We start from the raw sequence: 24,325 nt of genomic DNA, 5'->3' as shown, positions 1-24,325 counted from the left end.
TGCATGGACAGCCGGACGGCGGCGGGATGGTGTTCGGCGATCCGCCGTCCCGTCCGCAGGCCGCCGGGTCCCTAGGATGTGCGGTGACCTTTCGGACGCGCGAAGGAGGCCCCACGATGTCCATCGCCGTCACGGCAGCGACCGGACACGTCGGCTCACGGGTGGTACGGCTGCTGGTCCAGGCCGGCGTCCGTCCCCGGGTACTCGTCCGGGATCCCGCCCGGCTGGACGCGCAGACCCGGGGCCTTGTCGAGGTGCGGCGCGGGGATCTCACCGACGCCGGATACGTGCGTGCGGCCACCGCCGGCGCCCGCACCGTGTTCTGGGTCGATCCCACACCGCACACCGCCGACGACCCGGTCGAAACCTCCCGGCGCACCGCGGCCGCGCTGGCCGCCGCCGCCCGCGACGGCGACGTGGCCCGGATCGTGTTCCTGAGCAGTGTGGGGGCGGAGCGGCGGCACGGCATGGGCCACATCGACGGCCTGGCCCGGATCGAGGAGCTGTTCGACGAGAGCGGCGCCGACGTCCTCCACCTGCGGTGCGGCTATTTCTTCAGCAATCTCCTGCTCAGCCTGGACGAGTTGCGCCAGGGGACGCTGACGACCGCGGCCGACCCCGATCAGCCGATCGCGTGGGTCGACCCCCGTGACATCGGCGAGGTCGTGGCGGCCCGCCTGCTGAACGAGGCGTGGCGGGGCAGGCTGGTCCAGGCCGTGCACGGCCCCGAGGACCTGACGTTCAGCCAGGTGGCACAGGTTCTCTCCGAGGTGCTCGGGCGCCCGGTCCGCCTGCGGTCCGTCGCCGACGACGACGTGCGCGCCACGCTCGGCTCGGCCGGTCTGCCGCCGAAGGCCGTGGAGGGCATCGTCGGCGTGATCGCCGGCACCCGGGGTCTCGTGCCGGAGCAGCCCCGGGCCCTGATCACCACCACCCCCACCCCGCTGAACGCCTGGGCTTACGCCTGCCTCCGGCCCCTGCTGGCCGGGTGAGACAGGGCGGCCGCCGAGGTGGCCGGAGCGAGCGAGCAGGGGATGGGACGGCGGCGGGCCGGCCTCCAGGGACGCCCGCGAGCGGCGCCGTACACGCACGAAGCCCGCCGCGGTGCGGCGGGCTCGGAGACGGACGGCCGGGTCAGTGGTTCGTCAGCAGGCCTTCACGCAGCCGCTTGAGCGTGCGGGAGAGCAGACGCGAGACATGCATCTGGGACACACCCAACCGCTCACCGATCTGCGCCTGCGTGCACTCCTCCACGAACCGCAGATGCAGGATCAACCGGTCCCGCTCGTCCAGCTCCGCGATCATCGGCGCCAACGCGTGGAAGTCCTCCACCAACCCCAACGCCGCGTCCTCCGCACCGATGAAGTCCTGCAGCGCACTCTCACCGTCCTCACTGCCACCGATCGCCGCGTCCAAAGAAGCGGAGTTGTACCCGTTCGCCGCCAACCGGGCCTCCACCACCTCCTCCTCGGACAGACACATCAGCTCCGACAACTCCCCCACCGTCGGCGTACGCCCCAACCGGCCACGCAACTCCTCCGTCGCCCGCGCCAACTGCACCCGCGCCTCCTGCAACCGCCGCGGCACATGCACCGCCCACGACGTGTCACGAAAGAACCGCTTGATCTCCCCCACGATGTAAGGCACCGCGAACGACGTGAACTCCACCTCACGCGTCAACTCGAACCGATCGATCGCCTTGATCAAACCGATCATGCCGACCTGAACGATGTCCTCCATCTCCTCCGGCCCACGACTACGAAACCGGGCCGCCGCAAAACGCACCAACGACATGTTCATCTCGATCAGCGTGTTCCGGGCGTACTGATACTCCGCCGTCCCCTCCTCCAGCACCGCCAGCTGATCGAAGAAGACCCTGGACAACTCCCGCGCATCCCTCGGCGCCACACCCGAAGGATCGGCGACCTCGGGCAACCCGACCGCCGTCCGCGTCTCCCGGCCCCCCACGGTCAGCGTCGTCATGGTGTTCCCCTCCCGGATCGGTGCTGATATCTGCCGGCGTCGTCGACCGTCCGCCGGCGCTGTGGAACGAACGCCGCCTACCCCGACACTCGGCGTGCATGCCTGCCGGTAGCGGGATTCGACGGCCGTCCCGGCTCGGCCCGCCCGAAGTCCCGCCGACATGGATGCGCGGGAAGAGGGCATCCGGTCGGTCAAGCGAAAACCAAGAAGAAACAAGTCCTTTCGGCCTGACAACCGTCAACATGGGAGCAGTCATGACGAGTTACGGCAGTTCCTCTGCCGCTTCTTCCCGTTCGCGCACCAATGGCCTGGCGGTCGCGAGCCTCTGCTGCGGCATCGTGGGCCTTTTCCTCCTGAACATCGTCCTGGGTCCGCTGGCCATCGTCTTCGGCGCCGTCGCCCGGCGTCAGGCGGCGGTCAAGAACGGCGCGGGCATGGCGAAGGCGGGCATCGTCCTCGGCATCGTCGACGTGGTCCTGTGGCTGGTGCTGTTCGCCGTCGCCGCGCACAACGGCGGGTTCAGCTGGCACGTGGGCGGCTGACGAACACGCCCGGCGTGCCTCTTCGGGGTGCGGCCCACCGGACGGTGGGCCGCACCCCGACGGCTGTGCCGCACAGCGGCGCCGCACGGCCGCCGGCCGCGGCCAGGCCTGAGGCCCCCACCTCGACCGCCTGTACGGCGCCCGGTCACCGCGCCGGCGCGGACGCCGTGCGAGGGTGCGCCGGGCGCGCGACCATGGCCGTGGAGGGTCGGTCCTCGATGCCGATCGGCGACGAAGGAGGACGCCGTGTGCCGCCTTTTCGGGCTGAGCAGCGCTCCCCTGCGCACCTACGCCACGTTCTGGCTGCTGGACGCCCCCGACAGTCTCAGCACACAGAGTCACCGCGAACCGGACGGTACGGGGCTGGGCTACTTCGCCGCCGACGGCACCCCACAGGTGCACAAGGCCCCGATCGCCGCCTACGAGGACCGTGACTTCGCCCGGGAGGCGCGGCAGCTGGAGTCGACCACCTTCCTCGCCCACATCCGCTACGCCTCCACCGGCGGCCTGGACGTGCGCAACACCCACCCCTTCGAGCAGGAGGGGCGGCTGTTCGCGCACAACGGCGTGATCGAAGGGCTCGACGTGCTCGACCGCCACCTGGGCGAGGACCGCTCCCTGGTGCACGGGGACACGGATTCCGAGCGCTTCTTCGCCCTGGTGACCCGGGAGGCCGCGGCACTCGGCGGCGACGTCTCCGCGGGCATCGTCTCCGCGGCACGCTGGACCGCCCAGAACCTCCCCCTGTACGCCCTCAACATCATCCTCGTCACCGCCGGCGACCTGTGGGCCCTGCGCTATCCCGCGACCCACGAGCTGTACGTCCTCCAGCGTCCCGCGGGCGGCCATCACGGATCGCGGCACCTCGACCACAGCGGCCGGAACGGCCGGATGCGCGTGCGTTCGGCCGAACTGGGCGATCGCCCCTCGGTCGTCGTGGCCAGCGAGCCCATGGACGAGAACCCGCACTGGCGGCTCATGGAACCCGGCGAGCTGCTGCACGTCGACCGGCGCCTGCACACCACCTCACGTCTCGTCCTTCCCGACCCTCCGGTCCATCCCCTCACCCTCGCCGATCTGCGCCCCAGCGCGGCCGCCTCGCAGCGGTCCGGATGACACGGCGCGCGAGGTCAGGGACGCCCGAGAGGTGTCGGACGGGCACCCGGGGGCATCGGCGTTGTATGCGCATACAGTCATCGGCACTGCAGGGACGGTTCCAGGCACGCCGCGCGGCCGACAGCACGGCGATGGCTGCCGCGGCCCGGGCGGGTTTCGCCGCCCGCGGGCTCATCTACATCCTCGTGAGCGTGATCTCTCTGCAGATCGCCTTCGGTGGTGACGGCGGGGGGCGCCAGGCGGATCGCGGCGGAGCCCTGAGCGAGCTGGCCGACAAGCCGTTCGGGTCGGTGATGCTGTGGATCGTGGGCATCGCGCTCGCCGGCATGGGCCTGTGGCGGCTCTCGGAGGCCGTCTTCGCCGGGACGGGTCCGAACGGTTCGAAGCTCACCGAACGGGCGGCCAACGCCGGTCGTTTCGTCTTCTACGTCTTCCTGGCGTTCTCGGTGCTGTCCTATGCGGCCGGGGACCGGGGCAGCGGCAGCGGCTCCTCCGACAAGCAGACCGACGACGTCACCGGCCTGATGCTCAAGTGGCCCGGCGGCCAGTGGATCGTCGGGATCGCGGGGGTGGCCGTGGTGGTCGCGGGGCTGTGGATCGCGGTCCGGGCGGCGCAGAAGAAGTTCCGGGACAACCTGCGGACCGCGGCCATGTCGCAGCGGGCGAAGCAGGTCACCGACGTCCTGGGGGTGACGGGCGGGACGGCGCGTGGGATCGTCTTCGCCGTCGCCGGTGTGTTCGCCGTCGTAGCGGCCGTGCAGCATCAGCCCGGCAAGGCCAAGGGCATGGACGACACCCTGCGCGCGTTCCGGGATCTGCCCGCCGGACCCTGGCTGCTCGCCCTGATCGCGATCGGCCTGGCCGCGTTCGGCCTCTTCTCGTGGTGCGTCGCGCGCTGGCGCGAGACCTGAGACGTTCGCCCGGTCACCGCGGCCGGTGGGCCTGTCCGTCGATCATGCCGGCCGGCCGCCGGCCCTGCCCTGCTTCCCTCTGCGGAATCCCCTTGGCGCCGTCTGAGGCCCTCCACCCCACCCGGCGCCACGGACCCGAAGCCGGTGCCGCCGGTGCTTACGGACCTGCGGTTCTTCCGGTCCCGCCGGTGCTTCCGGTTTTGCGGTTCTTCCGGTCCCGCCGGTGCTTCCGGTTTTGCGGTTCTTCCGGTCCCGCCGGTGCTTACGGACCTGCGGTTCTTCCGGTCCTGCCGGTTCTCAGTCGTCGGAGTCGGGCTTGCTCCGCGCCGCCGCGTACGCCTGGGACGGTGTCATGGAGACGCCGCCGAGGGTGACCGTCTTGTACGGGCTGACCTTGGCGCAGGTCTTGGCCTGGTCGGCGGTGGAGGCATGGGCGCCGGAGACCGCGGCCTTGGTGTCGGCGGGCGCGGGCGCGGAGCCGCCGCCCGTGAATCTGGTGCCGCCGGGCCAGTCGGCGCCGACCACGAGGGTCAGGCCGGTGCCGGTGCCCCGCTCGAGATGCGAGGCGGGCAGGCCGAGCGCCCGGGCGACCGTGCGCGCCTCTGCCTCCCGGCCGGTGCCGTAGGCGAGCATGGTGGTCGTCGCGGGGCTCGGGGCGTTGCCGGTGGTCGTGCCGGTGCTGAAGCCCTGTCCGGTGAGGGCGGCGGCGACGGCGGAGGCGCGGCCGGTGATGGGCGTCCCGTTCTCCACCGTCACGGCGATCTCGGAGGCGGGTACGGCGGCGGCGGTGGCCGTGGCCTTCGCGGTGGCCGAGGCCGCCGCGGACTTCTTCCCGGATCCGGTGGTCAGTGGCCGGTCGTGGGCGATCGTGGAGAACAGGGTCCTCGCGCCGGCTCCCACCACCACGCGGTCCTCGTCGGCCGGATCGGGGGCCGTCTGCATCGTCGCGAAGGTGATCCTCTTCGCAGGGACCTTGTTCACGTCGTCCGCGAGCGCGATCAGCTTCTTCACGCTGCCCAGGCCGTCGTCCACGGCCAGCGCCTTGGTGGCCGCGTCGGCGAGGCCGTAGACCGCGCCGGGATCGGTCAGCGTGCCCGCGCTCTTGAACTTGCGGATCATCGCGCTGAGGAAGATGTGCTGCGAGATGGTCCGGCCCAGGTCGCTGCCGTCACCGAAACCGTGCCGGGACCGGACGAACTCCAGGGCCGCGACGCCCTTCAGGGTGTGGGTGCCCTCGGACAGCTTCAGGTGCGAGTAGGTGTCGTAGACGTCGTCGCTGACGCACACCGGGACGCCGCCGACCGCGTCGGACATCTTGACCACGCCCGAGAAGTCCAGCTTGACGAAGTGGTCGATGGGGATGCCGGTGAGCTGGTGGACGGTGGCCACCTGGCAGGCGGGACCGTACTGCAGCGCACTGTTGATCTGCCCGTAGTAACCGTTCGTGGACTGGCCGGACGCGCTGTCCTTGCAGGCCGGGACCTTGGTCATGGTGTCGCGGGGGATGCTCATCACCGTGGCGTTGGAGCGGTCCGCCGATATGTGCATCACCATCTGCACGTCCGCGTTGCTGCCGGTCTGCACACCGGTGGCCGAGCAGCCGCCGCCGAGTTTGCAGTCCGTTTTGCTGGTGCGGCCGTCCGAGCCCATGACCAGGATGTTGATCGGGGTACGGCCGAAGGCGTCGGCCTTCTCGGTGCCGCCCTTGCCGTCGAGCGAGAAGCTGTGGATGTTGCCGTTCAGGTGCTGGTAGAACCACCAGCCGGCGCCGGCGGTGACGACGATGAGCGCGGACAGGCAGACCCCGAGGATCTTCAGCACGCGCCTGCCGCGGCCGGCGGGCCGGCTCCCGGGTGCCCGTCGGCCGGCGCCCGGGCGGGCGGCGGCACGGCTACCGGGCGGCCGCGCCCCGCCGGGCCCGGCGGCACGCTGTCCCGGCACCCGTGCGCCAGGGCTGCGCGTGACCTGCCCGGCAGGCCCGTCCCACGGGTCGCTCATCTCCCACTCCCATGAACGGTCGGGCCCGTCAGGCCTGGGCGTCGGAAGGGACGGCCGGACTCAGCGCGGCGGTGTACGGGCAGGTGAAGCGGCGGTTCACCTTGGTTGCTCAGTTGCGCAATGTAACAAACCCGGGGTCCGAACAGCACGGATCCGTACGCAATTCACAGGTGAGGGATCTCATGCAACCGTCTGCCCGAAGCCGCCCTCCGGGCGTCCGCCTACCTGACACGCCGTCACACCCCGGCCGCGGGTACGGGGCGCCCGACCGCGGAACCGGTCGGCGGCGGTGGCCCGGCCCGCCGTCCCGTGGGTCTCCCGCAGGCGGTCCGCGCACCCGTCGAGCGGCGGTGGTCACCCCGCCGGTACAACGGCCCGAGCAGCGCGGTGCCGAGCAGCGCCGTCTGACGTCCGCTCAGGTTCGCACCCGGTGCCGACAGGCGTGGCGCGATTTCGAACGGGCACACGTACGTCACCAACGACAGAGGGGTGGCCCACCAGTCATGGAGATTTCCGGGATCATCAGTGCGATCGTCATCGGCATCGTGATCGGCGTCCTCGGCCGGCTCGTCGTCCCCGGCCGCCAGCGCATCGGCATCCTGTGGACGATCGCGATCGGCATCATCGCCGCGTTCATCGGAAGCGCCGTGGCGGCCGGCTTCGGCGTCGCGGACACCAAGGGCGTCGACTGGATCGAATGGCTCATCCAGATCGCCCTCGCGGCCGTCGGCGTGGCCGCGCTGAGCCGGGTGAAGGTACGGCACTGACGACGCCGGGACGGCCCCAGGCACCATCCGCCCCGAACCAGCGCCCCACCTGACCACGTGGTCAGGTGGGGCGCTGGTGGTTGCACCGTACGGCTCGCCCGGGAGCCCGGCGACGGGGTCGGTTCAGTGGGACGCGGGGTCGGTCAGCCCGCCCACGGGGTCGTCCCAGAGGGCGATGCGGGCGGTGACGCACTTGCCGACCGGCTCCCTGCGCGCCTCGAAGCCCTGGACGACGGCCATCACGATCTCCAGACCGTGCTGGCCCACCCGGCCCGGGTCGGCGGCTCTGGCCAGCGGGAGGACGGGACCGCTGTCCCAGACCTCGACCTCCACCGCCCCGCCGGTGATCCCCACCCGCAGCAGCACCGGCCCCGGCGCGTACTTGCACGCGTTCGTGACCAGCTCGCTGACCACCAAGCGGGTCAGATGCATCGTGCGGGCCGTCACCGGCACACCGTGAGCCGCCTGCAGCCGGGTGAGGAACCACTCCGCCCGATCGCGGGCCTCGGCGATGCATCCGCCGTCCAGGCCGTCCAGCTCGAGCGTGGTGTGCAGCGGCCCGCGGCCCACCCCGACGAAGCCCTCGTCGAAGGCACCCGATTCCTCTGCGGCACGTTTCGTCACCCCGTTCACGCACGGGCGTATACCCGAGTTCGCGGCGGGCACGCCTGCCGAACGCGGATGCGAAACGCGGGCCCGGTCACGCATCGTCGGCGCGATCCTGGGCAACCACCGGAGAGGGGAAGCTCTGGTCAAGGATCGTCGAACGTTGTCGAGGAACTCGTGGCGGACACAGCAGACACCGAGGAAACGGCAGGACCGGACCGGTTGGGGATCGACCGGTCCGTCGTGGACGGCATCACCGTCGTCACGGTCACCGGGGAGATCGACCACCACACCTCCGGTCTCCTCCGTCTTGCCCTGGCGCCCGACGAGCCGGCGAAGCCGGCACGCACCATCGCCGACTTCGCCGGCGTGGACTTCATGGACTCCAGCGGCATCAACGCCCTCATCTCCGCCCATCAGGCACACGGTGACGCCGGCAGGCTCTCACTGGCGGCCGTGAGCAGGCCCGTCCTGCGCACCCTGGAGATCGTCGGCCTCACCACTCTCATCGACTGCTACCCGAGCGTCCGCGAGGCCCTGGAGGCCTGAGGGGCGCGCTCGGCGGCTCCGGCCCTGGTGGTCCGGGGGTTTTCGTGGTGTGCTGGGACTGGCGGGAAGGACTCCGGTACAGACGCGGAGAAGCGGTCGTGGAACCGTGCACCGCGCAATCAGGATCCGCGAGAAGTGGATGGCCCTTCCCGCCCTTCCCTGCCCCTCGCCAGCCGGCCCCTCACCACGCGCCCGTACGCCTTGCCGCCCGTTCGCCTTGCCGGCTGTCGGCAGTCGCCGTCCGGCCGCCGGGCCCGGTCGATCGCCGGGCGAGGACTTTCGGCGGGCGGGGACGTTTGCTGGGCCCGGACGTTCGCCTGATCCGGACGTTCGGCCTCACCGGCTGTCCTCCGTCGCCGTTCCCGGCGGACGCGGCCGTCGGTCAGGCGCCGCTGAGGTTCCCCCACCGGGGTCCGATCTGCTTCCACTCCTCGTCCCACTCGGCCATGCGCCGCCGGATGAGCCGGCCGCGTACGACCCAGCCCGCGCCCCAGACGGCAGCGGCGGCCGACGGGGCCACGAGGGCTCCGGTGAGGCCCGCCTGCAGGCCCGCCGAGGCTCCGGTGACGGGCGCCGGGACCACCCGGTGCGCCTGGTTCGTCCACACCGTCACCCCGCTTCCGGCGGGGGCGCCCGCGAAGACCTTCGTCCGGTCGGTGTGCACGGAACCGTCCGCCTCCGTCCAGCGCACCGCGGCCCACACCCGCCCGTCGTCGTAACCGGTCCCCGCGGGCGGGGTCTTCGCCGCGTCGTCGGTGAGGACCGCGGACACGGCGTGCAGCTGGGCCCGGCGCGCCGAGAACGCCGCGTCGGAGGCCTGCGCCGCCGCGAAGCCCGCGAGGGCACCGCCGAGGAGGGCCAGCACCCAGGTGGCCAGCACGATCCAGGCCTCGACGACGTCGCTGTGCCGACGCAGCGGGTTGCGCCGCCACCGCCACAGCCGTACCGGCGTGACAGTCGTGGAGGGTGTCCGGGTCATCGTCACCGCCTCCTCTCGTGCGCCGGTGGCTCCGCCCCACGGCGGGGCCCCTCCGCTCGGCGTCCGACGGTCCCGGGAGCCCGTCCGCTCGGCTCCGGCGGTTCCGGGAGCCGGTCAGCTCGGCTCCGGCGGTTCCGGGTGCCGGTCCCGCCGGGCGTCCGCGGTTCCGGGTGCCCGAGCCGGCCCGAACGGCGCACCGCTCGTCCGCGCCCGGCAGGTACCGCGCGGGGCGGACGGCGAACCGGACGGTCTCCCGTACCGAGCCACCGAGGCCCACAACTCCATCGTGCACCTCAGCCCGGATCGCGGCCGTGTGGGGCCGGGATCGCGTGCGAGGGCCACGCGCCGGCAGGTCGCCGGCAAGCCGGGCGCGCGCCCCCAGCAAGACCCGGCGGGCCGGGCCCAGGCGCCGGGCAGCGGGACCGTCCACTCCACAGTGGCACCGCCGCCGGCGCCCTAGCCGCCGTACACGGTGGTCCGATGCGACGGTCCGACGCGACGGGCGCGCGTCCGCGCCGACGCCGCCGCAGGCAGTCGGTATGACCGGATGGGCGGGGGCGGGAGGCCACCGGTCAGGACGGTCGCAGGGGAAGGTCGTCGGTGTAGGCGTTCACCGGTTGGGCGATGGGCCGGGTGTCCGTGACGTCGAGCGCCGCCTCGGCCGTCCTCGTTCCGAGGGCGCCTCGAGGATGCCAGGTGCCGGTCACCGCCAGCCACGTGTCGGCGGGTGGCGCCTCGGTGCCGTACATGCGCACCTTGACGGTCTGCGAGTCGGCGGCGCAGCAGGTGAAGATGATGCGTGTGAGGTACCAGCCGCCGTCGTCCTCGGACGGGGTCACGAAGCCGGTGAGCTGGACGGCGCGGCTCCGGACGGCCCCGCTGCGGTCCTGCCGGACGCGCTTGGTGAACTCCGTGAGGGTCAGCGGCAGCGGGGAGGTCGCGGGCAGCGGGGCGAATCCCTTCTGCGCGACGATCGGCTCGGTGTTCGAGCGTGCGGCCGTGTAGGCGCCGAGGGCGGGCGGGGCGTGCCAGAGCAGGCTCAGTGCCGGGAGGAACAGCAGCCAGGCGACGCGCGGGGTGACCGAATGGTCGTGCCCGTGCCCCTGCCCGGGGTCCGAGCCGTGCCCCTGCCCGGGGTCCGAGCCGTGCCCCTGCCCGGGGTCCGAATCGTGCCCGTGCCCGGTGTCCGGGTCGTGCCGTCCGACCCGGGCGGCCGCTCCGGCCAGTCCGAGCAGCAGCAGGACCACGCCGGAGACGACCAGCGGGACGCGCAGGCCGGCCTTGACGTAACGCAGGTAGACGTCGGTGAAGAGGGCCGCGTGCAGCAGGCCGAGACCGGACAGCGTCAGCAGCAGGCTCTGGACCGGGCGGTTCACAGCAGCGCACCTCCGGCCAGAACGCTCACGGTGACGGCCACGACGGTGGTCACCGTGGAGAACCGCCAGGCGAAGGCCCGGCCGAAGGTCCCCGCCTGCAGGGCGATGAGCTTCAGGTCGACCATCGGGCCGACGACCATGAAGGCGAGCCGGGCGGTGGAGGAGAATCCGGCGAGCGAGGCGGCGACGAACGCGTCGGCCTCGGAGCAGACCGCCAGCAGTACCGCGAGCCCGGCGAGGAAGAGCACGGACAGCCAGGGCGAGCCGGAGAAGGTGTCGAGGACGGCGCGCGGCACGGCGACGTTGAAGGTGGCGGCGGCCATGGCGCCGAGTACGAGGAAGCCGCCGGCGTGCAGGAAGTCGTGCTGGAAGCCGGTGCGGAACTCGTGCCAGCGGCTGTGGCCGCGGTGGTGGCCGGTGTGCCGGTGCCGCAGGACGGGCCGCAGCCACTTCTCCTTGCCGAGCCAGAGCCACAGCCAGCCCATCACGGCCGCCGTGACGAGCGAGGCGAGCAGCCGGGCGACCACCATGGCGGGATCGCCCGGGAAGGCGACGGCGGTGGCCGTCAGCACGACGGGGTTGATCGCGGGCGCGGAGAGCAGGAACGCGAAAGCGGCGGCCGGGGTGACACCTCTGCGGATCAGGCTGTTGGCGACCGGGACGGAGGCGCATTCGCAGCCCGGCAGTACCGCACCCGCCACGCCGGCGACCGGCACGGCGAGGGCGGGCCGCTTCGGCAGGACGCGGGTGAACAGGTCGGCCGGCACGAAGGCGTTGATGGCGCCGGACAGCGCGGTGCCGAGGAGGAGGAAGGGGAGGGCCTGGATGGTGATCGCCAGGCAGACGGTGCGCCAGGCCTGGACGGCCGGGCGGCTCAGCCACTCCGAGTCCGCGAGGAGGAGCAGGGCCGTGACACCGGCCACGATCGCGAGTACGGCGCCGAGGGGCCACTGCCGGATGCGGCGCAGGGGCGGAGCGACGGGTACGACCGCCACACCCTCGGCCACACCGACCAATTCATCCGATTTTTCCATTATCACTCCGGATGTCGGTGTCCGGCCGACGATAGGCGAGGGTGGCGGCTCCGGCCGCGTGTACACGCCGTCACGAAAGCGACCCTGCTCCCCAATGCGCCCCAACGGTGGCTCTTCTCACAATCGGCGCGGAACGGGCTCCGGAGTGACGGGAGCCACGTCGCGCCGGGCGCTTTTTGCCTACGTTCATGACCCATGTCGTCCCACCCCTCCCCCACAACACGCTCCAAGGCGGGCGCCCTCGTCGCCTCGGCCGCCGCACTGCTCCCCCTCGGCCTGCTGTCCCCGGCGCAGGCCGCCGCAGCCGACGCGCCGCCCGGCCAGGGCAGGGGGAAGGCGCACGCGACGGCGGCCGTGCTCGACCTGGACGGCGGCGGCCGCACGCCCGTGGTCCACGGCGCGGACACGGCGTACGACACCGCGAGCATCGTCAAGGTCGACATCCTCGCGGCGCTGCTGCTCAAGGCGCAGGACGCGAAACGGCACCTCACGGCCGAGGAACGCGGGCGGGCCGAGCCGATGATCCGGCACAGTGACAACGCGGCGGCCAACGCCCTGTGGCGGGAGATCGGCGGGGCCTCCGGGCTGGCCGCGGCCAACAAGCGGCTGGGACTGACCTCGACCACGCCCGGCACCGGCCCCAAGTGGGGGCTGACCCGCACGACCGCGAGCGACCAGATACGACTGCTCCGCGCCGTGTTCGACGGCGGCACGACGGCGAACGCGCACTCCCCGGCGCTCGACGCACGGTCCAGGGCCTACATCCGCGGCCTGATGAGCCATGTCGCACCCGAGCAGAGCTGGGGTGTCACCGCGGTGTCCGGCTCCGGATCCCCGCGGGCACTGAAGAACGGCTGGCTGCAGCGCAGCACGTCCGGCCTGTGGGACGTCAACAGCATCGGCCGGGTCACCGTGCAGGGGCACCGGTGTCTCGTCGCGGTCCTCTCGAACGGCAGCAGGTCCATGACCGACGGCGTCTCACTGGTGGAACGGACGGCGCGCGACGCGGTGGCGTGACGGCCGCTGGAGCCGACGGCACACCAGGCGGCACCACCGGAGGACCGGTGTGACACAGGGGCGGGGGGGGGGGGGGGGGGGGGGGGGGCCGCCCCGCGCGCGCGGGGGGGGGGGGGGGGGGGCGGGCCGCCCCCCCCCGGGGGGGGGGGGGGGGCGGGGCCCCCCGGGGCCCCCCCGGGGGGGGGGGGGGGGGGCGGGCCCGGCGCGCCCCCCCCCCCCCCCCCGCCCCCCCCCCCGGGGGGGCGGCCGCCCCGCCCCCCCCCCCCCCCCCCCCCCCCCCCCCCCCCCCCCCGCCCCTGTGACGTGCCTGTGACAGTCGGCGGACACCCTCAAGACGCTGGGCGCTCAATCTATTGAAACGAGGGCAAAACGCCCTAATCGGTCAGAGACCTTCCCCGCTGTCGCTTCACTGCGGCACCCCCGAGCCGTCCGCCGGAGGAAACCCCATGAGCGCCACTCTCGCCCTTCCGCACACCGAAGCCCCCGCCCCCGCGCTGGCTCCGCGCGAGCGGGAGACGCTCGGACACATCGCCGCCGGCCGCACCTACCTGCAGACGGCCCGCCACATGGGACTCTCCACGCACACCGTCGACGCCTACCTGCGCCGCATCCGGGCCAAGCTCAACATCACCAACACCGCCGAGCTGACCCGCACGGCCATCGCCCTGGGCCTGTGAGAACCGGGGCCCCGCCGGCCGGGGCCCCCTCCCGGTGAACGGGTACTTTTCGGACGCCGCCGACTGGGCACGCGGCCGGGGTACGACTTCCGACCGGAGGGGCGCTACGACCATGGCCGAGTACGAACGTTCCCGCACCATGCCCGCACAGCCCGAGCAGGTCTTCGACCAGGCGGCCGACGCGGCACGGTTCGACGCCTGGCTCCCCGACGCCCTGCACGTCCACGTGCAGGACCCGCCCGCCGTGACCGTCCACGAAGACCGCTCGGGCCAGGACCTGCCGGCCCTGCTGCGTGCCGAGCCGGACCAGATGCGCCTGGAATGGGGCACCCGGGAGCAGGGCGACTACACCGGCTGGCTCCAGGTTGCCGGCATCGGCAGCGGCACCAGTGAGGTGACCGTGCACCTGTCCTTCTTGGAAGAGGGGCACGACCCGGGCGAGCGGGCGGTGAACGACGCCCTCGACGGCAGTCTGTCGCGACTGGAGGAGCAGGTGCGGATGCGCGTCGACGACACGGCGGGCTGAGCCGGGAGCCGCCGGCGGTGTGCGCGGTCCTCGCCGGGAGAGGGACGGTCAGGGATCTTCGGTGCCCCTACAACCCGGTCGCCCCCGCCTTCGCCGACGCCCTGCGCGACGCGGGCGTGACCGATCGGCCCCGGAAGTGAGGCCTCGTGGCATCGGCCACCGGCGCCGTCGTTCCCCTCGGAGCGTCCCCGGCCCCTCAGCTCGCCGGCCGTGACCAGGACGTGTTCGAAGACCACGACGGCGCCTCGCGGACGTCCACCGGCCGACCGCGGGTCAGTACCCGGAGCCCAGGGTCTTCCTCGTGTAGGCGCACTCCGTGTAGACGTAGCCGGATCGCAGTTCGGCGGTGTCGGACGCCGGGGTCGCGCTGCCGGTGCCGTGCGGCTTGTGCACGAAGTACGTGGTGCCGACGGGCAGGCGGATGGTGCGCTGCGGATAGTCCTTGCGGCTGTCGCTGCACGGCTTGAAGCCGGTGACGAGCGTGTCGGCGAGCGAGTACGACGTGCAGCGGCCGCAGCCCTTCAGGCTGAAACTGCCGGTCACGGGACCGGTGTAGAGGACGGTGATGTCGTCCGGGCTGTCGTTCTTGACCGTGACGGAGATACTGCCGCCGGAGGCGGTGGTGGGCAGTTTCCGGCCGGCCGCCGGAAGCGTCCGGGCCACTTCGGCGGCTATGGCGATCTTCTCCGCGCGGTCCCGGTTCTTCGCGTGCCCGCTGCCGGCGGCGAACTGCTCCATCGTCTTCTGCGCGGCGTCGAAGTCGCCGTCCTCGTACTGGTCGACCCCGCAGGAGTACTCCCCCGCGTCCCCGCTGCTCCGGGCGCGCCCGGCCGCCTTCGCCAGTGCGCCGCCGCTGTCTCCCGCCGACGTCGACAGGTCGCTGATCCGGGTGTTGAGGTCGCGCAGCCGCTCGACGGCCGCGCAGGGTTCGTCGCCGCCGACCGCCTTGCGCTCCTCGGACACCGCCGCGTCGACCGCGGGTACGACCTTGGCCGCCGGTCCGGACTCGGGGAAGGTGTCCAGCAGGTCGCCGAAGCGCGTGACCCAGTCGGTGCCGCCCGTCCGCAGTTGTCGCGCGCCACACTCGTACAGCGAGGTGGCGAGCCGGTCGTCGGGCCAGCCCGTCAGCGATCCGAGCTGTTTCCTGGGCATGGTGCGCGGCACCGAGCGCAGGTACGTGAGCGGCGCTATCGCGTCGCAGTACTCGCGGTGGCCGTAGGCCGAGCCGACCGTCGTGTAGTAGGTCCGCAGGCTGTCGGGGAGCCGGCGGGCGGCGCGCGAGCCGGGGTGCTGCTCCGCGAGATCGCGGTAGACGTCCAAAGCCGTCCGGTAGCCGGAGGTGGCCTCGGTGAACGACTGCCGGCCGCTCTTCGCCACCAGCTGGTCGGCCCGGTCCAGCCGGTCCAGGAGCGCCTGCTCCACGGCTTCGTCGTGCGCGTCCTCGTACCAGACGGCGCCGCCGGCCGGTACGGCGAGCAGCAGCACCCCCAGCAGGGCGGCGAGCATCGCGCTTCCGGGCCGGACAAGCCGGGTGCGCAGGCCGACCAGACCGCCGTGGACGGCCGCCGCCGACAGGAACACGGCGTAAGCGACGACCGCGGCCCCCGGGACACCGTCGGCGTCGGCGGGCAGCGCCACGAACAGCAGGACGCCGGTCGCCACCCAGCAGACGGCCATCGGCAGCCGGCGCCGCACGAGCAGGTACCCGAGCCCCAGGCCGCTCAGGTTGAGCAGCGCGACCGCGACGGCCCGCAGGGCGTCCGGCGGCGCGGGTGGCGAGCTGGACGGCATGGGCGGTGGGCCCGACGGCATGGGTGGCGGGCTCGACGGCATGGGTGGCAGTGGCGGCCCGGCGAACGGCCGGCCGGGATGGTTCGGGTGGTTCGGGTCGTACGGACCTTGGGACATGACGGCTCCCCCCGTCGACCGCGCCCTCATGACCGCGGACCGGCAGTCTACGGGCAGGGGTCCGCACCCGACAGATGCCCGAACGCCCGTGCGGCCATTGAGGGTTGAACAGACCGCCCACACCGACGGGGCTCTCGCCGTCAGGGCCGTAGCTGCATATCTCTCCTTTGCGCCGTGCCCCATTCGCCCGATCACTCACGGCGGCCGTGCCGGGCCCCGCACCACGGGCCCCGGCGGCCGGACGGAGGGCGCACGGTTCGTTCGGTGATCGCGCGGTGGCGAAGGAATGCGGGCCGGTCGTGCACGGGGCGCGGATCCCCCGGCTGGCCATGTCGACGTGAACCTGCCGTCCCGCGCACGGCGGCGGCCGGCGCCGAACCTCGGGGCCGGACCGGCACCGATTCCCCTGACCGGCCCAATGACGGTGCGCCGGAGGGGCGCGGGCCGGTGACTGGTGTGACCGTGGTGGAAGTGATGCCCGGGTGCACCGATGGCGAGGAGGCGGCATGGCGGACGGAGCCGGCGCGGCAGGCGCGGCGAGCACTGCCGTGATGGAGGGCGCCGATGTGCCCCGGGATCGGCCCGGCGGCGCGTTCGAGCAGCTGGGTGCCGTCGCGGACGCCGTGCTGTACGAGGGCTACCTGCTGTATCCGTACCGCCGGTCCTCGGCGAAGAACCGGGTCCGCTGGCAGTTCGGTGTCCTGCTGCCGCGGAACTGGGTGGAGGTGGACGGCCCGGTCACGCCCGGGATCTCCGGCTCCGCCGACTCCTGGTACCAGCAGACGGAGTGCCTGCTGCGCGTCCGGAGCGACGACGCGGTCGTGCGGGTGCGGGTGCGGTATCTGCAGATGCAGGACAAGCAGGTGGAGGCGGCCGGCGGGGACGGTGGGCACCGCCCGGTCGAGTCCCTGCGGACGGCCGACGGTGTCGTCCATCTGACGTTCGAGGAGGCGGTGCCGCGCGAGACCGAGCTGGCGGTGCCGCTGGAGGAACTGCTGCGGGGCGGCCGAACCGCCGACGTCGGCGCGCCCGCAGGCGCGGAGTCCGAACCGCTGCCGGCGGGGGCGGGCCGGACGGTACGGCGGCGCCTCGAGGTGCGGGCCCGCACGACGGTCGTCGCCGAGCGGCTCGCACCGGACCTGTGCCGGCTGCGGGTGCGGACCGAGAACTCCGGGGAGGCGGTGGACGTCCGGGCGCCGCGCGGCGCGGCACTGCGGCAGGCGCTGATCGCCACGCACACCCTGGTCGGCGGGAGCGGCGTGGAGCTGGTCTCGCTGATCGACCCGCCCGCGGCCCTGGCCGACCGGGTGCGCGACTGCCGCAACGAGTTCACGTTCCCCGTGCTCGGCGGCGCGCCGCGGGAGAACGGGACGGCCTGTGCCCCGCGCGGGGCACAGGCAAGCGAGACGGCCTCGGTCGTAGGCGGGGCACAGACAAGCGGGACGGCCTCGGCCGTCCCCGGGACGCAGACAAGCGGGACACACGGCGACCCCGACGACGGCGACACCGGTGTCGTCATGCTGTCCGCGCCGATCATCCTGCCGGACCGACCGCAGGTGGCGCCCGAGAGCCCCGGTGATCTGCACGACGCGGCCGAGATCGACGAGATCCTCACGCTGCGCACGATGCTGCTCACCGACGAGGAGAAGGCCGAGGCGCGGGCCACCGATCCGCGCGCCGCGGAGATCCTCGACCGGGTGGAGACCATGCCCCGGGAGGTCCTCGCCCGGCTGCACGGCACCATCCGCTCCCTGGCCCCGGCACGGACCGGCTCGGCGGCCGCCGAGCGCTCCGGGCGAACCGGTTCCGTGGCCCCCCTTCGGGCTCAGGCCGCCGGGCGGCCCGCCTGGTGGCAGGAGGGCGGTGACGACGGGCTGTCCCCGACGACCGACACGGTGCTCGTGGACGGGGTGCCCGTCGGCGGCGGCAGCCGGGTGCGCCTGCGACCGCGCGGCCGGGGCGCCGACGCGCAGGACATGTTCCTCCAGGGGCGGACCGCTCAGGTCTCCGCCGTCTTCCACGACGTCGACGGCAGTGTGCATCTCGCCGTCACCGTGGACGACGATCCCGCGGCCGAACTGCACGGCTGGTACGGCCGCTTCCACTACTTCCGGCCCGACGAGGTCGAACCGCTGGCCGGTGCGGACGGGCCGGGTCCCCTCCGGTCGGCCGGGCCGCAGTCCCCGCGGCCCGCGCGGCCGGCCGACCGGCCGGAGGAAGGACGGTTCGATGGACGCACGTGAGGTGCCGGCGCACGACCTCCGGATGGTCGGGCGGCCGTTCCGGTCGAAGGGGGCGGTGCCGGCCCGTCCGCAGGAGGACGGTCCCGCCGAATTCCCCGTACCGACCCTCGCGGCCCCGACGGCCGCGACCCACGACCGACTCCGAGAACGGCTGCAACGGAGGCCGCAGACATGACCACACACAGCGGAACGAGCGAAGTCGGCTCCGAGCCCGGCAGGGCCGAGGCGCGCAAGGGGTTCGACGAGATCACCATCCTGTGGATCTCGGAGGGCATGAGCTGTGACGGTGACACCGTCTCGCTGACCGCCGCGGACCAGCCGTCCATCGAGGACGTGGTGCTCGGTCTGATCCCGGGCCTGCCGAAGGTGAACCTCGTCAACAAGGTGCTGTCGCCTAGCCTGGGCGGTGAGGACTTCCTGGCGCCCTACCGGGCGGCCGCGCGCGGCGAACTGGCCCCGTTCATCCTCGTCATCGAGGGGTCGATCCCGAACCAGAACATCATCGACGGCGACGGCTACTGGACGTCGTTCGGCAACGACCCGGAGACGGGCGAGCCGCAGACCCTGAACTGGTGGATCGACCAGCTCGCGCCGAAGGCCTGGGCGGTGGTGGCGGCCGGAACGTGTGCCACGTACGGCGGGATCCACGCCATGGCCGGCAACCCGACCGGCTGCATGGGGCTCGCGGACTACCTCGGCTGGGACTTCACGTCGCAGGCCGGACTCCCCGTGGTGAACGTGCCCGGCTGTCCCATCCAGCCGGAGAACTTCATGGAGACCCTGATCTGGGTACTTCAGCACGCGGCCGGTACCGCTCCCCCGCCGCCCCTGGACCACATGCTGCGCCCGCAGTGGCTGTTCGGGAAGACCGTGCACGAGGGCTGCGACCGGGGCTCGTACTACGAGCAGGCCGACTTCGGCCTCGACTACAACTCGCCCAAGTGCCTGGTGAAGACCGGCTGCTGGGGGCCCGTCGTGAACTGCAACGTGCCCAAGCGGGGCTGGATGGCCGGGATCGGCGGCTGCCCGAACGTGGGCGGCATCTGCATCGGCTGCACGATGCCGGGCTTCCCGGACGCGTTCATGCCGTTCATGGACGAGCCGCCGGGCGGCACGCTGTCGTCCCTCGTCATCAAGCCGTACGGCGCCGTCATCCGCCGGCTGCGCGGACTGACCAACGACATGGTCAACCACGAGCCGAAGTGGCGCCACAACAAGCAGAAGCTGACCAGCGGCTTCGACCCGCGCTGGCGCGCGTGACCTCACCCTTCCTCCGACCAGCCTCAGTCCCGAAGGACCCGAACAGCGAGGGGCACCACCGCACATGACCACAACCGACTCCCGGGGCACGGCGCGCAAACCGGCCCAGATCGTCGACATGTCCTGGGATCCGATCACCCGGATCATCGGCAACCTGGGCATCTACACGAAGATCGACTTCGCCAACCAGGAGGTCGTCGAGTGCCGCAGCACCTCGTCGCTCTTCCGCGGCTACTCGGTCTTCATGAAGGGCAAGGACCCGCGCGACGCCGGGTTCATCACCTCGCGCATCTGCGGGATCTGCGGCGACAACCACACCACCTGCTCCAACTACGCCCAGCAGATGGCCTACGGCGTCAAACCGCCGAAACTGGCCGAGCACATCACCAACCTCGGCGAGGCCGCCGAGTACATGTTCGACCACACGCTCTTCCAGGACAACCTGGTGTTCGTGGACTTCTGCGAGGCCATGGTCAAGGCGACCAACCCCGCTGTGCTGGCCCGCGCGGAGCGCACCGACGCGCCCCGCGGGGACATCCACGGCTACCGCACGATCGCCGACATCATGAAGGCCTTCAACCCCTTCGAGGGCGAGGTCTACAAGGAGGCGCTGAAGGTCAGCCGGGTCACCCGGGAGATGTTCTGCCTGATGGAGGGGCGGCACGTCCACCCGTCCACGCTGTACCCGGGCGGCGTCGGCACGATGCCGCAGCCCAACACCTTCACCGACTACCTGGCCCGGCTGATGCGTGTCATCGACTTCGTGAAGAAGGCGGTGGCGATGAACGACGACGTCTTCGACTTCTTCTACGAGGCTCTGCCGGGCTACGAGGAGGTCGGCAAGCGGCGCATCCTGCTCGGCTGCTGGGGTGCCTGGCAGGACCCGGACGTCGTCGACTACCGGTACGAGAACATGAACCGGTGGGGCAAGGCGATGTACGTCACCCCGGGCATCATCGTGGACGGCAAACTGGTCACCAACAACCTGATCGACATCAACCTCGGTCTGCGCATCATGCTGGGCAGCTCCTTCTACGAGGACTGGGTCAACGAGCAGCCGTTCGTCACCCACGACCCGCTCGGCAACCCCGTCGACATGCGCCACCCGTGGAACCAGACGACGGTCCCGGTGCCGCAGAAGCGTGACTTCGACGGCAACTACAGCTGGGTGATGAGCCCGCGCTGGCTTCACCCGGAGAGCGGCGAGCACCTGGCGCTGGACACCGGCGGCGGGCCCCTCGCCCGGCTGTGGTCGACCGCGCTGAGCGGCCTGGTCGACACGCCGTACGTGAAGGCCACCGGCAACAGCGTGCGCATCTCCCTGCCCAAGGGCGAGTCGCTGCCGGAGACCACGCTGGAGTGGCACATCCCGAAGTGGAGCAACACGATTGAGAGGGACCGTGCCCGGCCGTACTTCGTCGCCTACGCCGCCGCCATGGCCCTGCAGTTCCTGGAGGAGGCGATGGGCATGCTCCGCGACGGCGACACCAAGGTCTTCGAGAACTTCGAGGTGCCCGACGAGGCGATCGGCTGCGGGTTCCACGAGGCCGTGCGCGGGGTCCTCTCGCACCACCTGGTGATCAAGGACAAGAAGATCGCCAACTACCACCCGTACCCGCCCACCCCGTGGAACGCCAGCCCCCGGGACATCTACGGCACCCCGGGCCCCTACGAGGACGCCGTCCAGGGCCAGCCGATCTTCGAGGAGAACGGGCCCGACGACTTCAAGGGCGTCGACATCATGCGCACCGTGCGCAGCTTCGACCCGTGTCTGCCGTGCGGCGTGCACATGTACATGGGCAAGGGCAAGACCCTGACCACCGTGCACTCGCCCACGTACGGGGCGAATCATGGCTGACGCCGTCCGGCTGCCGGACCCGGCCGTGGAGGCCCGGCTGGCCCGGCTGGACGAGGTGCTGGCGGAGCTGGAGTCCGCGCCCGGCCCGGCGCTGGAAGCGGTGACCCTGCTGACCGAGGTCTACGGCGAGGCCCTGGGCCGCGTGCTGGACCACGCGGACGCGCCGCTGCGGGAGCGCCTCGTCGAGGACGAGCTGCTCGGGCACCTGCTGGTGCTGCACCAGGTCCACCCCGAGCCCGCGGAGCGGCGTGCGGCCCGGGCGGTCGAGCGGCTGCGGCCCGCGGTGCGCGAGCGCGGCGGCGACGTGGAGTGGGCCGGCGTCGACGGCCGGGTGGGCCGGGTGCGGCTGAGCACGGGCGGCGGCTGCGGGGGCGGGTGCGGCAGCGGGTCCGCCGATGTCGCCGGGGCGGTCGAGGCCGCGGTGCTGGCGGCCGCGCCGGAGCTGACGGCGGTGGAGACCGCGCCGCCGGACGCCGAGCGCCCGGCCCCGGCGTTCGTCCCGCTCACCACACTGACGCGCCGGACCGCGGCGCAGTCGCAGGAGGCGCGGTGACCGTGGACGGAGCCCTGGCCCGGGTCATCCGCTCCGCCGCCGACCGGGCGGCGGCGGCCGAGGAGGAGCGCTGCGAGCTGTGCGCCGCGCACGTGCCCGGCGAGCACCCGCACCTGTACGACGCCGAGGCAGCCGAGGTGCGGTGCGTGTGCCGGGCGTGCTCGGTGCTGTTCGCCGACGACGGGGCGGGCCGGTACCGGCTCGTGCCCCGGCGCCGGGTCCGGCTGCCGGCCGTGGACACGGCGCTGCTGGGCGTGCCGGTGGGGCTCGTGTTCTTCGTGCCACGTCCCGACGGCACGGTCACCGCGCAGGGACCGAGCCCGGCGGGGGCGATGCGCTGGGAGGTGGACGCGGCGGCCTGGCAGCGGATGGTCGCGACGTGTCCGCAGCTCGCGTCCGTGGCACCCGACGTGGAGGCGCTGCTGGTGAACACCGTGCGCGGCCTCGACGAACACTGGATCGTGCCGGTCGACGACTGCTACCGGATGGTCGCCCTGGTCCGCCGCGAGTGGCGGGGCCTGTCCGGTGGCGGCCGGGTGTGGCCGGCCGTGGAACGGTTCTTCGCGGAGCTCACCGAGCGGTCGTGAGGGCCTGGAAGGAGATCGATCATGGGCACCATCCGAGTGGGCCGTCCTCAGGCGAAGCCCGACATGCTCCGGCATGTGGCGGGGCTGCACCAGGGCAACAGGGGCCCGCACGACCATCAGACCGGATTCCACCGGGACGGCACCTCCGACGCCCGCCGCTCCACCGGGATCCACTGGAAGCGGCACGACGCCCTGCTGGACGTCATGCCGAACATCTCACCGGGATGAGAGGCGGGAAGTGACCGTGAAGAAGCGCTGCCGAAAGGCGAGGACGGCGAGGACGGTGACGACCGGACGCCAGGTGCTGATGGCACAGGCCGCCCTGGTGGGTGGCCTGGTGACGGCTCTCCTCATCAAGGAGCTGCCCGGAATGGTGCGCGAGCTGCGGATCTACCGGATGACCGGTGGGCTGCGCGCGAACCGCCGCTACCCCTGAGGGGCCGCCGTGCACGAGTTGTCGATCGCGACCGCGATCGTGGAGCAGGCCGAGGAGATCGCCCGCTCGGACGGCGCGGACGGTGTGTCGTCGGTGACCGTCCGGGTCGGCGAGCTGGCCGGCGTCGTGCCCGACGCGCTGCACTTCGCCTTCGAGGTGGCGCGCGACGGCACGGCGCTCGCCGGGGCGCGGCTAGTGGTGGAGCAGGTCACCGCGCTGGCGTGGTGCGGTGGGTGTGCCGAGGAGTTCGCGGTCGGCATGCCGCCGTTCTTCTGGTGTCCGGCCTGCGACCGGCCCTCGCGGGAGCTGCGCAGCGGCCGTGAGTTGGAGATCACGGACGTCGAGCCGGTCCCGGCCCCGACCTGACGGCGGGGCCGGGGGCCGGTTCAGCAGATCCTGGGCAGTTGCTCCCCGAGGGGCAGGTCCACCACCCGGGTGCCGCCGAGGCCGGTGGCGACGACGACCATGCCCGGGTGGTCCGGCACGCACTCCCCGATCAGGGCGGCGCCGGCGCCCTGGGGGTGGGCACGCATCGCCGCGAGGACGGCCTCGGCGTGCTGCGGGGGCACGAAGGCGACCAGCCGGCCTTCGTTTGCCACGTACAGCGGGTCCAGGCCGAGGAAGCCGCAGGCGTTCGCGACCTCGTCCGGGACCGGGACTGCACGCTCGCGCAGCCGCACACCGGTGCCCGAGGCGCGGGCGATCTCGTTGAGGGACGCCCCGAGGCCGCCCCGGGTGGGGTCGCGCAGGACGTGGATGTCCTTGGTGACCACCAGCATGGCCGCCACGAGGTCGGCCAGCGGCGCGGTGTCGGAGGCGATCTCGACCCCGAACTCCAGGCCCTCCCGCACGCTCATGATCGCCACGCCGTGCAGGCCGATCGGGCCGCTGACGATGACGGCGTCGCCCGGCCGGGCGCGCTGCGGGCGGATGTCGACTCCCTCGGGTACGAGGCCGACGCCGGCGGTGGTGATGTAGACACCGTCACCGTGCCCGCACTCCACGACCTTGGTGTCGCCGGTGGCGACGGTGACGCCGGCCGCCTCGGCCGCCGCGCCGAGGGCCCGCGCGACGCGCTCGACGACGGCCAGCTCCACGCCCTCCTCCAGGATGAAGGCGGTGGAGAGGTAGGCGGGCCGGGCACCGCTCATCGCCAGGTCGTTGACGGTGCCGTTGACGGCGAGGTCGCCGAGACTGCCACCGGGGAAGAACAGCGGCCGTACGACGTAGGAGTCGGTGGAGAAGGCGAGCCGTGCGCCGCCCAGTTCGAGGACGGCGGAGTCGGCGAGGGCGGCCAGGGTGGGGTTGCCGTAGGCGGGGGCGAAGACCTGGTCGATCAGCTCGGCGGAGAGGGCGCCGCCGCCGCCGTGGCCCATGACGACGACCGGCTGGTCACGCA

The 24,325-nt window shown here is 72.7% G+C and carries 25 protein-coding genes; 17 read left to right on the top strand and 8 right to left on the bottom strand.

The genetic code is table 11. The features are described from left to right. Positions 1–116 precede the first annotated feature (116 nt). Entirely contained in the window at positions 117–992 is an 876-nt protein-coding gene (locus tag ACGFT2_RS22935; protein WP_393281246.1) for an NmrA family NAD(P)-binding protein, read from the top strand. A 142-nt stretch (positions 993–1,134) separates the two neighbouring features. Here the strand turns inward: ACGFT2_RS22935 and ACGFT2_RS22930 are convergent, their stop codons facing one another. Next, positions 1,135–1,983: an RNA polymerase sigma factor SigF gene (locus ACGFT2_RS22930; RefSeq protein ID WP_393281245.1), complete on the bottom strand. Its 849-nt coding sequence runs from the start codon at positions 1,981–1,983 to the stop codon at positions 1,135–1,137. A gap of 254 nt (positions 1,984–2,237) precedes the next feature. Here ACGFT2_RS22930 and ACGFT2_RS22925 point away from each other — a divergent pair, with 254 nt between their 5' ends. From ACGFT2_RS22925 to ACGFT2_RS22915, 3 genes are all read left to right on the top strand, one after another. Further along, positions 2,238–2,525 carry a DUF4190 domain-containing protein gene (locus tag ACGFT2_RS22925; protein WP_393281639.1) on the top strand — a complete coding sequence of 96 codons (288 nt, stop codon included), beginning with the start codon at positions 2,238–2,240 and terminating at the stop codon, positions 2,523–2,525. Between the two features lie 246 nt (positions 2,526–2,771). Next, the gene (locus ACGFT2_RS22920; RefSeq protein WP_393281244.1) at positions 2,772–3,641 is read left to right on the top strand and encodes a class II glutamine amidotransferase; all 870 of its coding nucleotides are present in this window, start codon (positions 2,772–2,774) and stop codon (positions 3,639–3,641) included. 65 nt (positions 3,642–3,706) lie between these two features. Continuing rightward, positions 3,707–4,552, top strand: a complete 846-nt coding sequence (locus ACGFT2_RS22915; RefSeq protein ID WP_393281242.1) for a DUF1206 domain-containing protein — start codon at positions 3,707–3,709, stop codon at positions 4,550–4,552. Between the two features lie 297 nt (positions 4,553–4,849). On the opposite strand, the gene ACGFT2_RS22910 is transcribed toward ACGFT2_RS22915, so the two are convergent. After that, positions 4,850–6,373: an LCP family protein gene (locus ACGFT2_RS22910; RefSeq protein WP_393281240.1), complete on the bottom strand. Its 1,524-nt coding sequence runs from the start codon at positions 6,371–6,373 to the stop codon at positions 4,850–4,852. 680 nt (positions 6,374–7,053) lie between these two features. On the opposite strand from ACGFT2_RS22910, the gene ACGFT2_RS22905 reads away from it, so the two are divergent. Beyond that, entirely contained in the window at positions 7,054–7,317 is a 264-nt protein-coding gene (locus ACGFT2_RS22905) for a GlsB/YeaQ/YmgE family stress response membrane protein (RefSeq protein ID WP_393281238.1), read from the top strand. A gap of 123 nt (positions 7,318–7,440) precedes the next feature. Here ACGFT2_RS22905 and ACGFT2_RS22900 read toward each other — a convergent pair whose 3' ends face one another. Then, entirely contained in the window at positions 7,441–7,887 is a 447-nt protein-coding gene (locus tag ACGFT2_RS22900; protein WP_393281637.1) for an ATP-binding protein, read from the bottom strand. A gap of 213 nt (positions 7,888–8,100) precedes the next feature. Between ACGFT2_RS22900 and ACGFT2_RS22895 the strand changes: the two genes are divergently transcribed. Next, the gene (locus tag ACGFT2_RS22895; protein ID WP_393281237.1) at positions 8,101–8,472 is read left to right on the top strand and encodes an STAS domain-containing protein; all 372 of its coding nucleotides are present in this window, start codon (positions 8,101–8,103) and stop codon (positions 8,470–8,472) included. Positions 8,473–8,854: 382 nt separating this feature from the next. On the opposite strand, the gene ACGFT2_RS22890 is transcribed toward ACGFT2_RS22895, so the two are convergent. From ACGFT2_RS22890 to ACGFT2_RS22880, 3 genes are all read right to left on the bottom strand, one after another. Next, positions 8,855–9,451 (bottom strand): hypothetical protein, encoded by a 597-nt coding sequence (locus ACGFT2_RS22890; protein WP_393281235.1) that lies wholly within the window; start codon positions 9,449–9,451, stop codon positions 8,855–8,857. A 572-nt stretch (positions 9,452–10,023) separates the two neighbouring features. Then, positions 10,024–10,827 carry a TIGR03943 family putative permease subunit gene (locus ACGFT2_RS22885; protein ID WP_393281234.1) on the bottom strand — a complete coding sequence of 268 codons (804 nt, stop codon included), beginning with the start codon at positions 10,825–10,827 and terminating at the stop codon, positions 10,024–10,026. Then, positions 10,824–11,861, bottom strand: a complete 1,038-nt coding sequence (locus tag ACGFT2_RS22880; protein ID WP_393281233.1) for a permease — start codon at positions 11,859–11,861, stop codon at positions 10,824–10,826. Before ACGFT2_RS22880 ends, ACGFT2_RS22885 begins: the two co-directional genes overlap by 4 nt. A 195-nt stretch (positions 11,862–12,056) precedes the next feature. Between ACGFT2_RS22880 and ACGFT2_RS22875 the strand changes: the two genes are divergently transcribed. The 3 genes from ACGFT2_RS22875 (at position 12,057) to ACGFT2_RS22865 (ending at position 14,081) form a co-directional block, all read left to right on the top strand. Continuing rightward, positions 12,057–12,878: a serine hydrolase gene (locus ACGFT2_RS22875; protein WP_393281231.1), complete on the top strand. Its 822-nt coding sequence runs from the start codon at positions 12,057–12,059 to the stop codon at positions 12,876–12,878. 446 nt (positions 12,879–13,324) lie between these two features. Then, positions 13,325–13,555 (top strand): response regulator transcription factor, encoded by a 231-nt coding sequence (locus tag ACGFT2_RS22870; RefSeq protein ID WP_393281230.1) that lies wholly within the window; start codon positions 13,325–13,327, stop codon positions 13,553–13,555. Positions 13,556–13,667: 112 nt separating this feature from the next. After that, positions 13,668–14,081 (top strand): SRPBCC family protein, encoded by a 414-nt coding sequence (locus ACGFT2_RS22865; RefSeq protein ID WP_393281229.1) that lies wholly within the window; start codon positions 13,668–13,670, stop codon positions 14,079–14,081. A gap of 273 nt (positions 14,082–14,354) precedes the next feature. On the opposite strand, the gene ACGFT2_RS22860 is transcribed toward ACGFT2_RS22865, so the two are convergent. Further along, positions 14,355–15,893 carry a hypothetical protein gene (locus ACGFT2_RS22860; RefSeq protein WP_393281636.1) on the bottom strand — a complete coding sequence of 513 codons (1,539 nt, stop codon included), beginning with the start codon at positions 15,891–15,893 and terminating at the stop codon, positions 14,355–14,357. Between the two features lie 602 nt (positions 15,894–16,495). On the opposite strand from ACGFT2_RS22860, the gene ACGFT2_RS22855 reads away from it, so the two are divergent. The 8 genes from ACGFT2_RS22855 to hypA all read left to right on the top strand — a co-directional run bounded on the left by ACGFT2_RS22855 (position 16,496) and on the right by hypA (position 23,292). Continuing rightward, the gene (locus ACGFT2_RS22855; protein ID WP_393281228.1) at positions 16,496–18,232 is read left to right on the top strand and encodes a hypothetical protein; all 1,737 of its coding nucleotides are present in this window, start codon (positions 16,496–16,498) and stop codon (positions 18,230–18,232) included. Positions 18,233–18,403: 171 nt separating this feature from the next. Continuing rightward, a complete protein-coding gene (locus ACGFT2_RS22850) occupies positions 18,404–19,492 on the top strand; it encodes a hydrogenase expression protein HypE (RefSeq protein ID WP_393281227.1) in 1,089 nt (362 codons plus the stop codon). 64 nt (positions 19,493–19,556) lie between these two features. After that, positions 19,557–21,350, top strand: coding sequence for a nickel-dependent hydrogenase large subunit (locus tag ACGFT2_RS22845; protein ID WP_393281226.1), 1,794 nt, complete (start codon positions 19,557–19,559; stop codon positions 21,348–21,350). Further along, positions 21,343–21,903 carry a NifU family protein gene (locus tag ACGFT2_RS22840; RefSeq protein WP_393281225.1) on the top strand — a complete coding sequence of 187 codons (561 nt, stop codon included), beginning with the start codon at positions 21,343–21,345 and terminating at the stop codon, positions 21,901–21,903. The genes ACGFT2_RS22845 and ACGFT2_RS22840 overlap by 8 nt, the downstream gene beginning before the upstream one ends. Then, a complete protein-coding gene (locus ACGFT2_RS22835) occupies positions 21,900–22,490 on the top strand; it encodes a DUF5947 family protein (RefSeq protein WP_393281223.1) in 591 nt (196 codons plus the stop codon). The genes ACGFT2_RS22840 and ACGFT2_RS22835 overlap by 4 nt, the downstream gene beginning before the upstream one ends. 21 nt (positions 22,491–22,511) lie before the next feature. After that, positions 22,512–22,718 (top strand): hypothetical protein, encoded by a 207-nt coding sequence (locus ACGFT2_RS22830; RefSeq protein ID WP_393281221.1) that lies wholly within the window; start codon positions 22,512–22,514, stop codon positions 22,716–22,718. A gap of 55 nt (positions 22,719–22,773) precedes the next feature. Next, complete coding sequence (locus ACGFT2_RS22825; RefSeq protein WP_393281220.1) at positions 22,774–22,926, top strand: hypothetical protein; 153 nt, start codon at positions 22,774–22,776, stop codon at positions 22,924–22,926. 9 nt (positions 22,927–22,935) lie between these two features. Beyond that, positions 22,936–23,292, top strand: a complete 357-nt coding sequence (gene hypA / locus ACGFT2_RS22820) for a hydrogenase maturation nickel metallochaperone HypA (RefSeq protein WP_393281219.1) — start codon at positions 22,936–22,938, stop codon at positions 23,290–23,292. 20 nt (positions 23,293–23,312) lie between these two features. Here the strand turns inward: hypA and hypE are convergent, their stop codons facing one another. After that, positions 23,313–24,302: a hydrogenase expression/formation protein HypE gene (hypE, locus tag ACGFT2_RS22815; RefSeq protein WP_393281634.1), complete on the bottom strand. Its 990-nt coding sequence runs from the start codon at positions 24,300–24,302 to the stop codon at positions 23,313–23,315. Between the last annotated feature and the right edge of the window lie 23 nt (positions 24,303–24,325).

Origin of the sequence: Streptomyces sp. NPDC048514, assembly GCF_043199955.1 — a bacterium.
In the GTDB taxonomy this organism is placed as follows: Bacteria; Actinomycetota; Actinomycetes; order Streptomycetales; family Streptomycetaceae; genus Streptomyces.
This window is presented reverse-complemented; position numbering and strand designations above follow the sequence as displayed.

Coding starts and splice junctions, on each gene's coding strand:
- ACGFT2_RS22850 (WP_393281227.1), top strand. CDS start 18,404: ATGACCACACACAGCGGAACGAGCGAAGTCGGCTCCGAGCCCGGCAGG.
- ACGFT2_RS22930 (WP_393281245.1), bottom strand. CDS start 1,983: ATGACGACGCTGACCGTGGGGGGCCGGGAGACGCGGACGGCGGTCGGG.
- ACGFT2_RS22935 (WP_393281246.1), top strand. CDS start 117: ATGTCCATCGCCGTCACGGCAGCGACCGGACACGTCGGCTCACGGGTG.
- ACGFT2_RS22860 (WP_393281636.1), bottom strand. CDS start 15,893: ATGCCGTCGGGCCCACCGCCCATGCCGTCCAGCTCGCCACCCGCGCCG.
- ACGFT2_RS22840 (WP_393281225.1), top strand. CDS start 21,343: ATGGCTGACGCCGTCCGGCTGCCGGACCCGGCCGTGGAGGCCCGGCTG.
- ACGFT2_RS22865 (WP_393281229.1), top strand. CDS start 13,668: ATGGCCGAGTACGAACGTTCCCGCACCATGCCCGCACAGCCCGAGCAG.
- ACGFT2_RS22925 (WP_393281639.1), top strand. CDS start 2,238: ATGACGAGTTACGGCAGTTCCTCTGCCGCTTCTTCCCGTTCGCGCACC.
- ACGFT2_RS22875 (WP_393281231.1), top strand. CDS start 12,057: ATGTCGTCCCACCCCTCCCCCACAACACGCTCCAAGGCGGGCGCCCTC.
- ACGFT2_RS22915 (WP_393281242.1), top strand. CDS start 3,707: ATGCGCATACAGTCATCGGCACTGCAGGGACGGTTCCAGGCACGCCGC.
- ACGFT2_RS22870 (WP_393281230.1), top strand. CDS start 13,325: ATGAGCGCCACTCTCGCCCTTCCGCACACCGAAGCCCCCGCCCCCGCG.
- ACGFT2_RS22880 (WP_393281233.1), bottom strand. CDS start 11,861: ATGGAAAAATCGGATGAATTGGTCGGTGTGGCCGAGGGTGTGGCGGTC.
- ACGFT2_RS22845 (WP_393281226.1), top strand. CDS start 19,557: ATGACCACAACCGACTCCCGGGGCACGGCGCGCAAACCGGCCCAGATC.
- ACGFT2_RS22905 (WP_393281238.1), top strand. CDS start 7,054: ATGGAGATTTCCGGGATCATCAGTGCGATCGTCATCGGCATCGTGATC.
- ACGFT2_RS22890 (WP_393281235.1), bottom strand. CDS start 9,451: ATGACCCGGACACCCTCCACGACTGTCACGCCGGTACGGCTGTGGCGG.
- ACGFT2_RS22830 (WP_393281221.1), top strand. CDS start 22,512: ATGGGCACCATCCGAGTGGGCCGTCCTCAGGCGAAGCCCGACATGCTC.
- hypE (WP_393281634.1), bottom strand. CDS start 24,302: ATGGGCCACGGCGGCGGCGGCGCCCTCTCCGCCGAGCTGATCGACCAG.
- ACGFT2_RS22855 (WP_393281228.1), top strand. CDS start 16,496: ATGGCGGACGGAGCCGGCGCGGCAGGCGCGGCGAGCACTGCCGTGATG.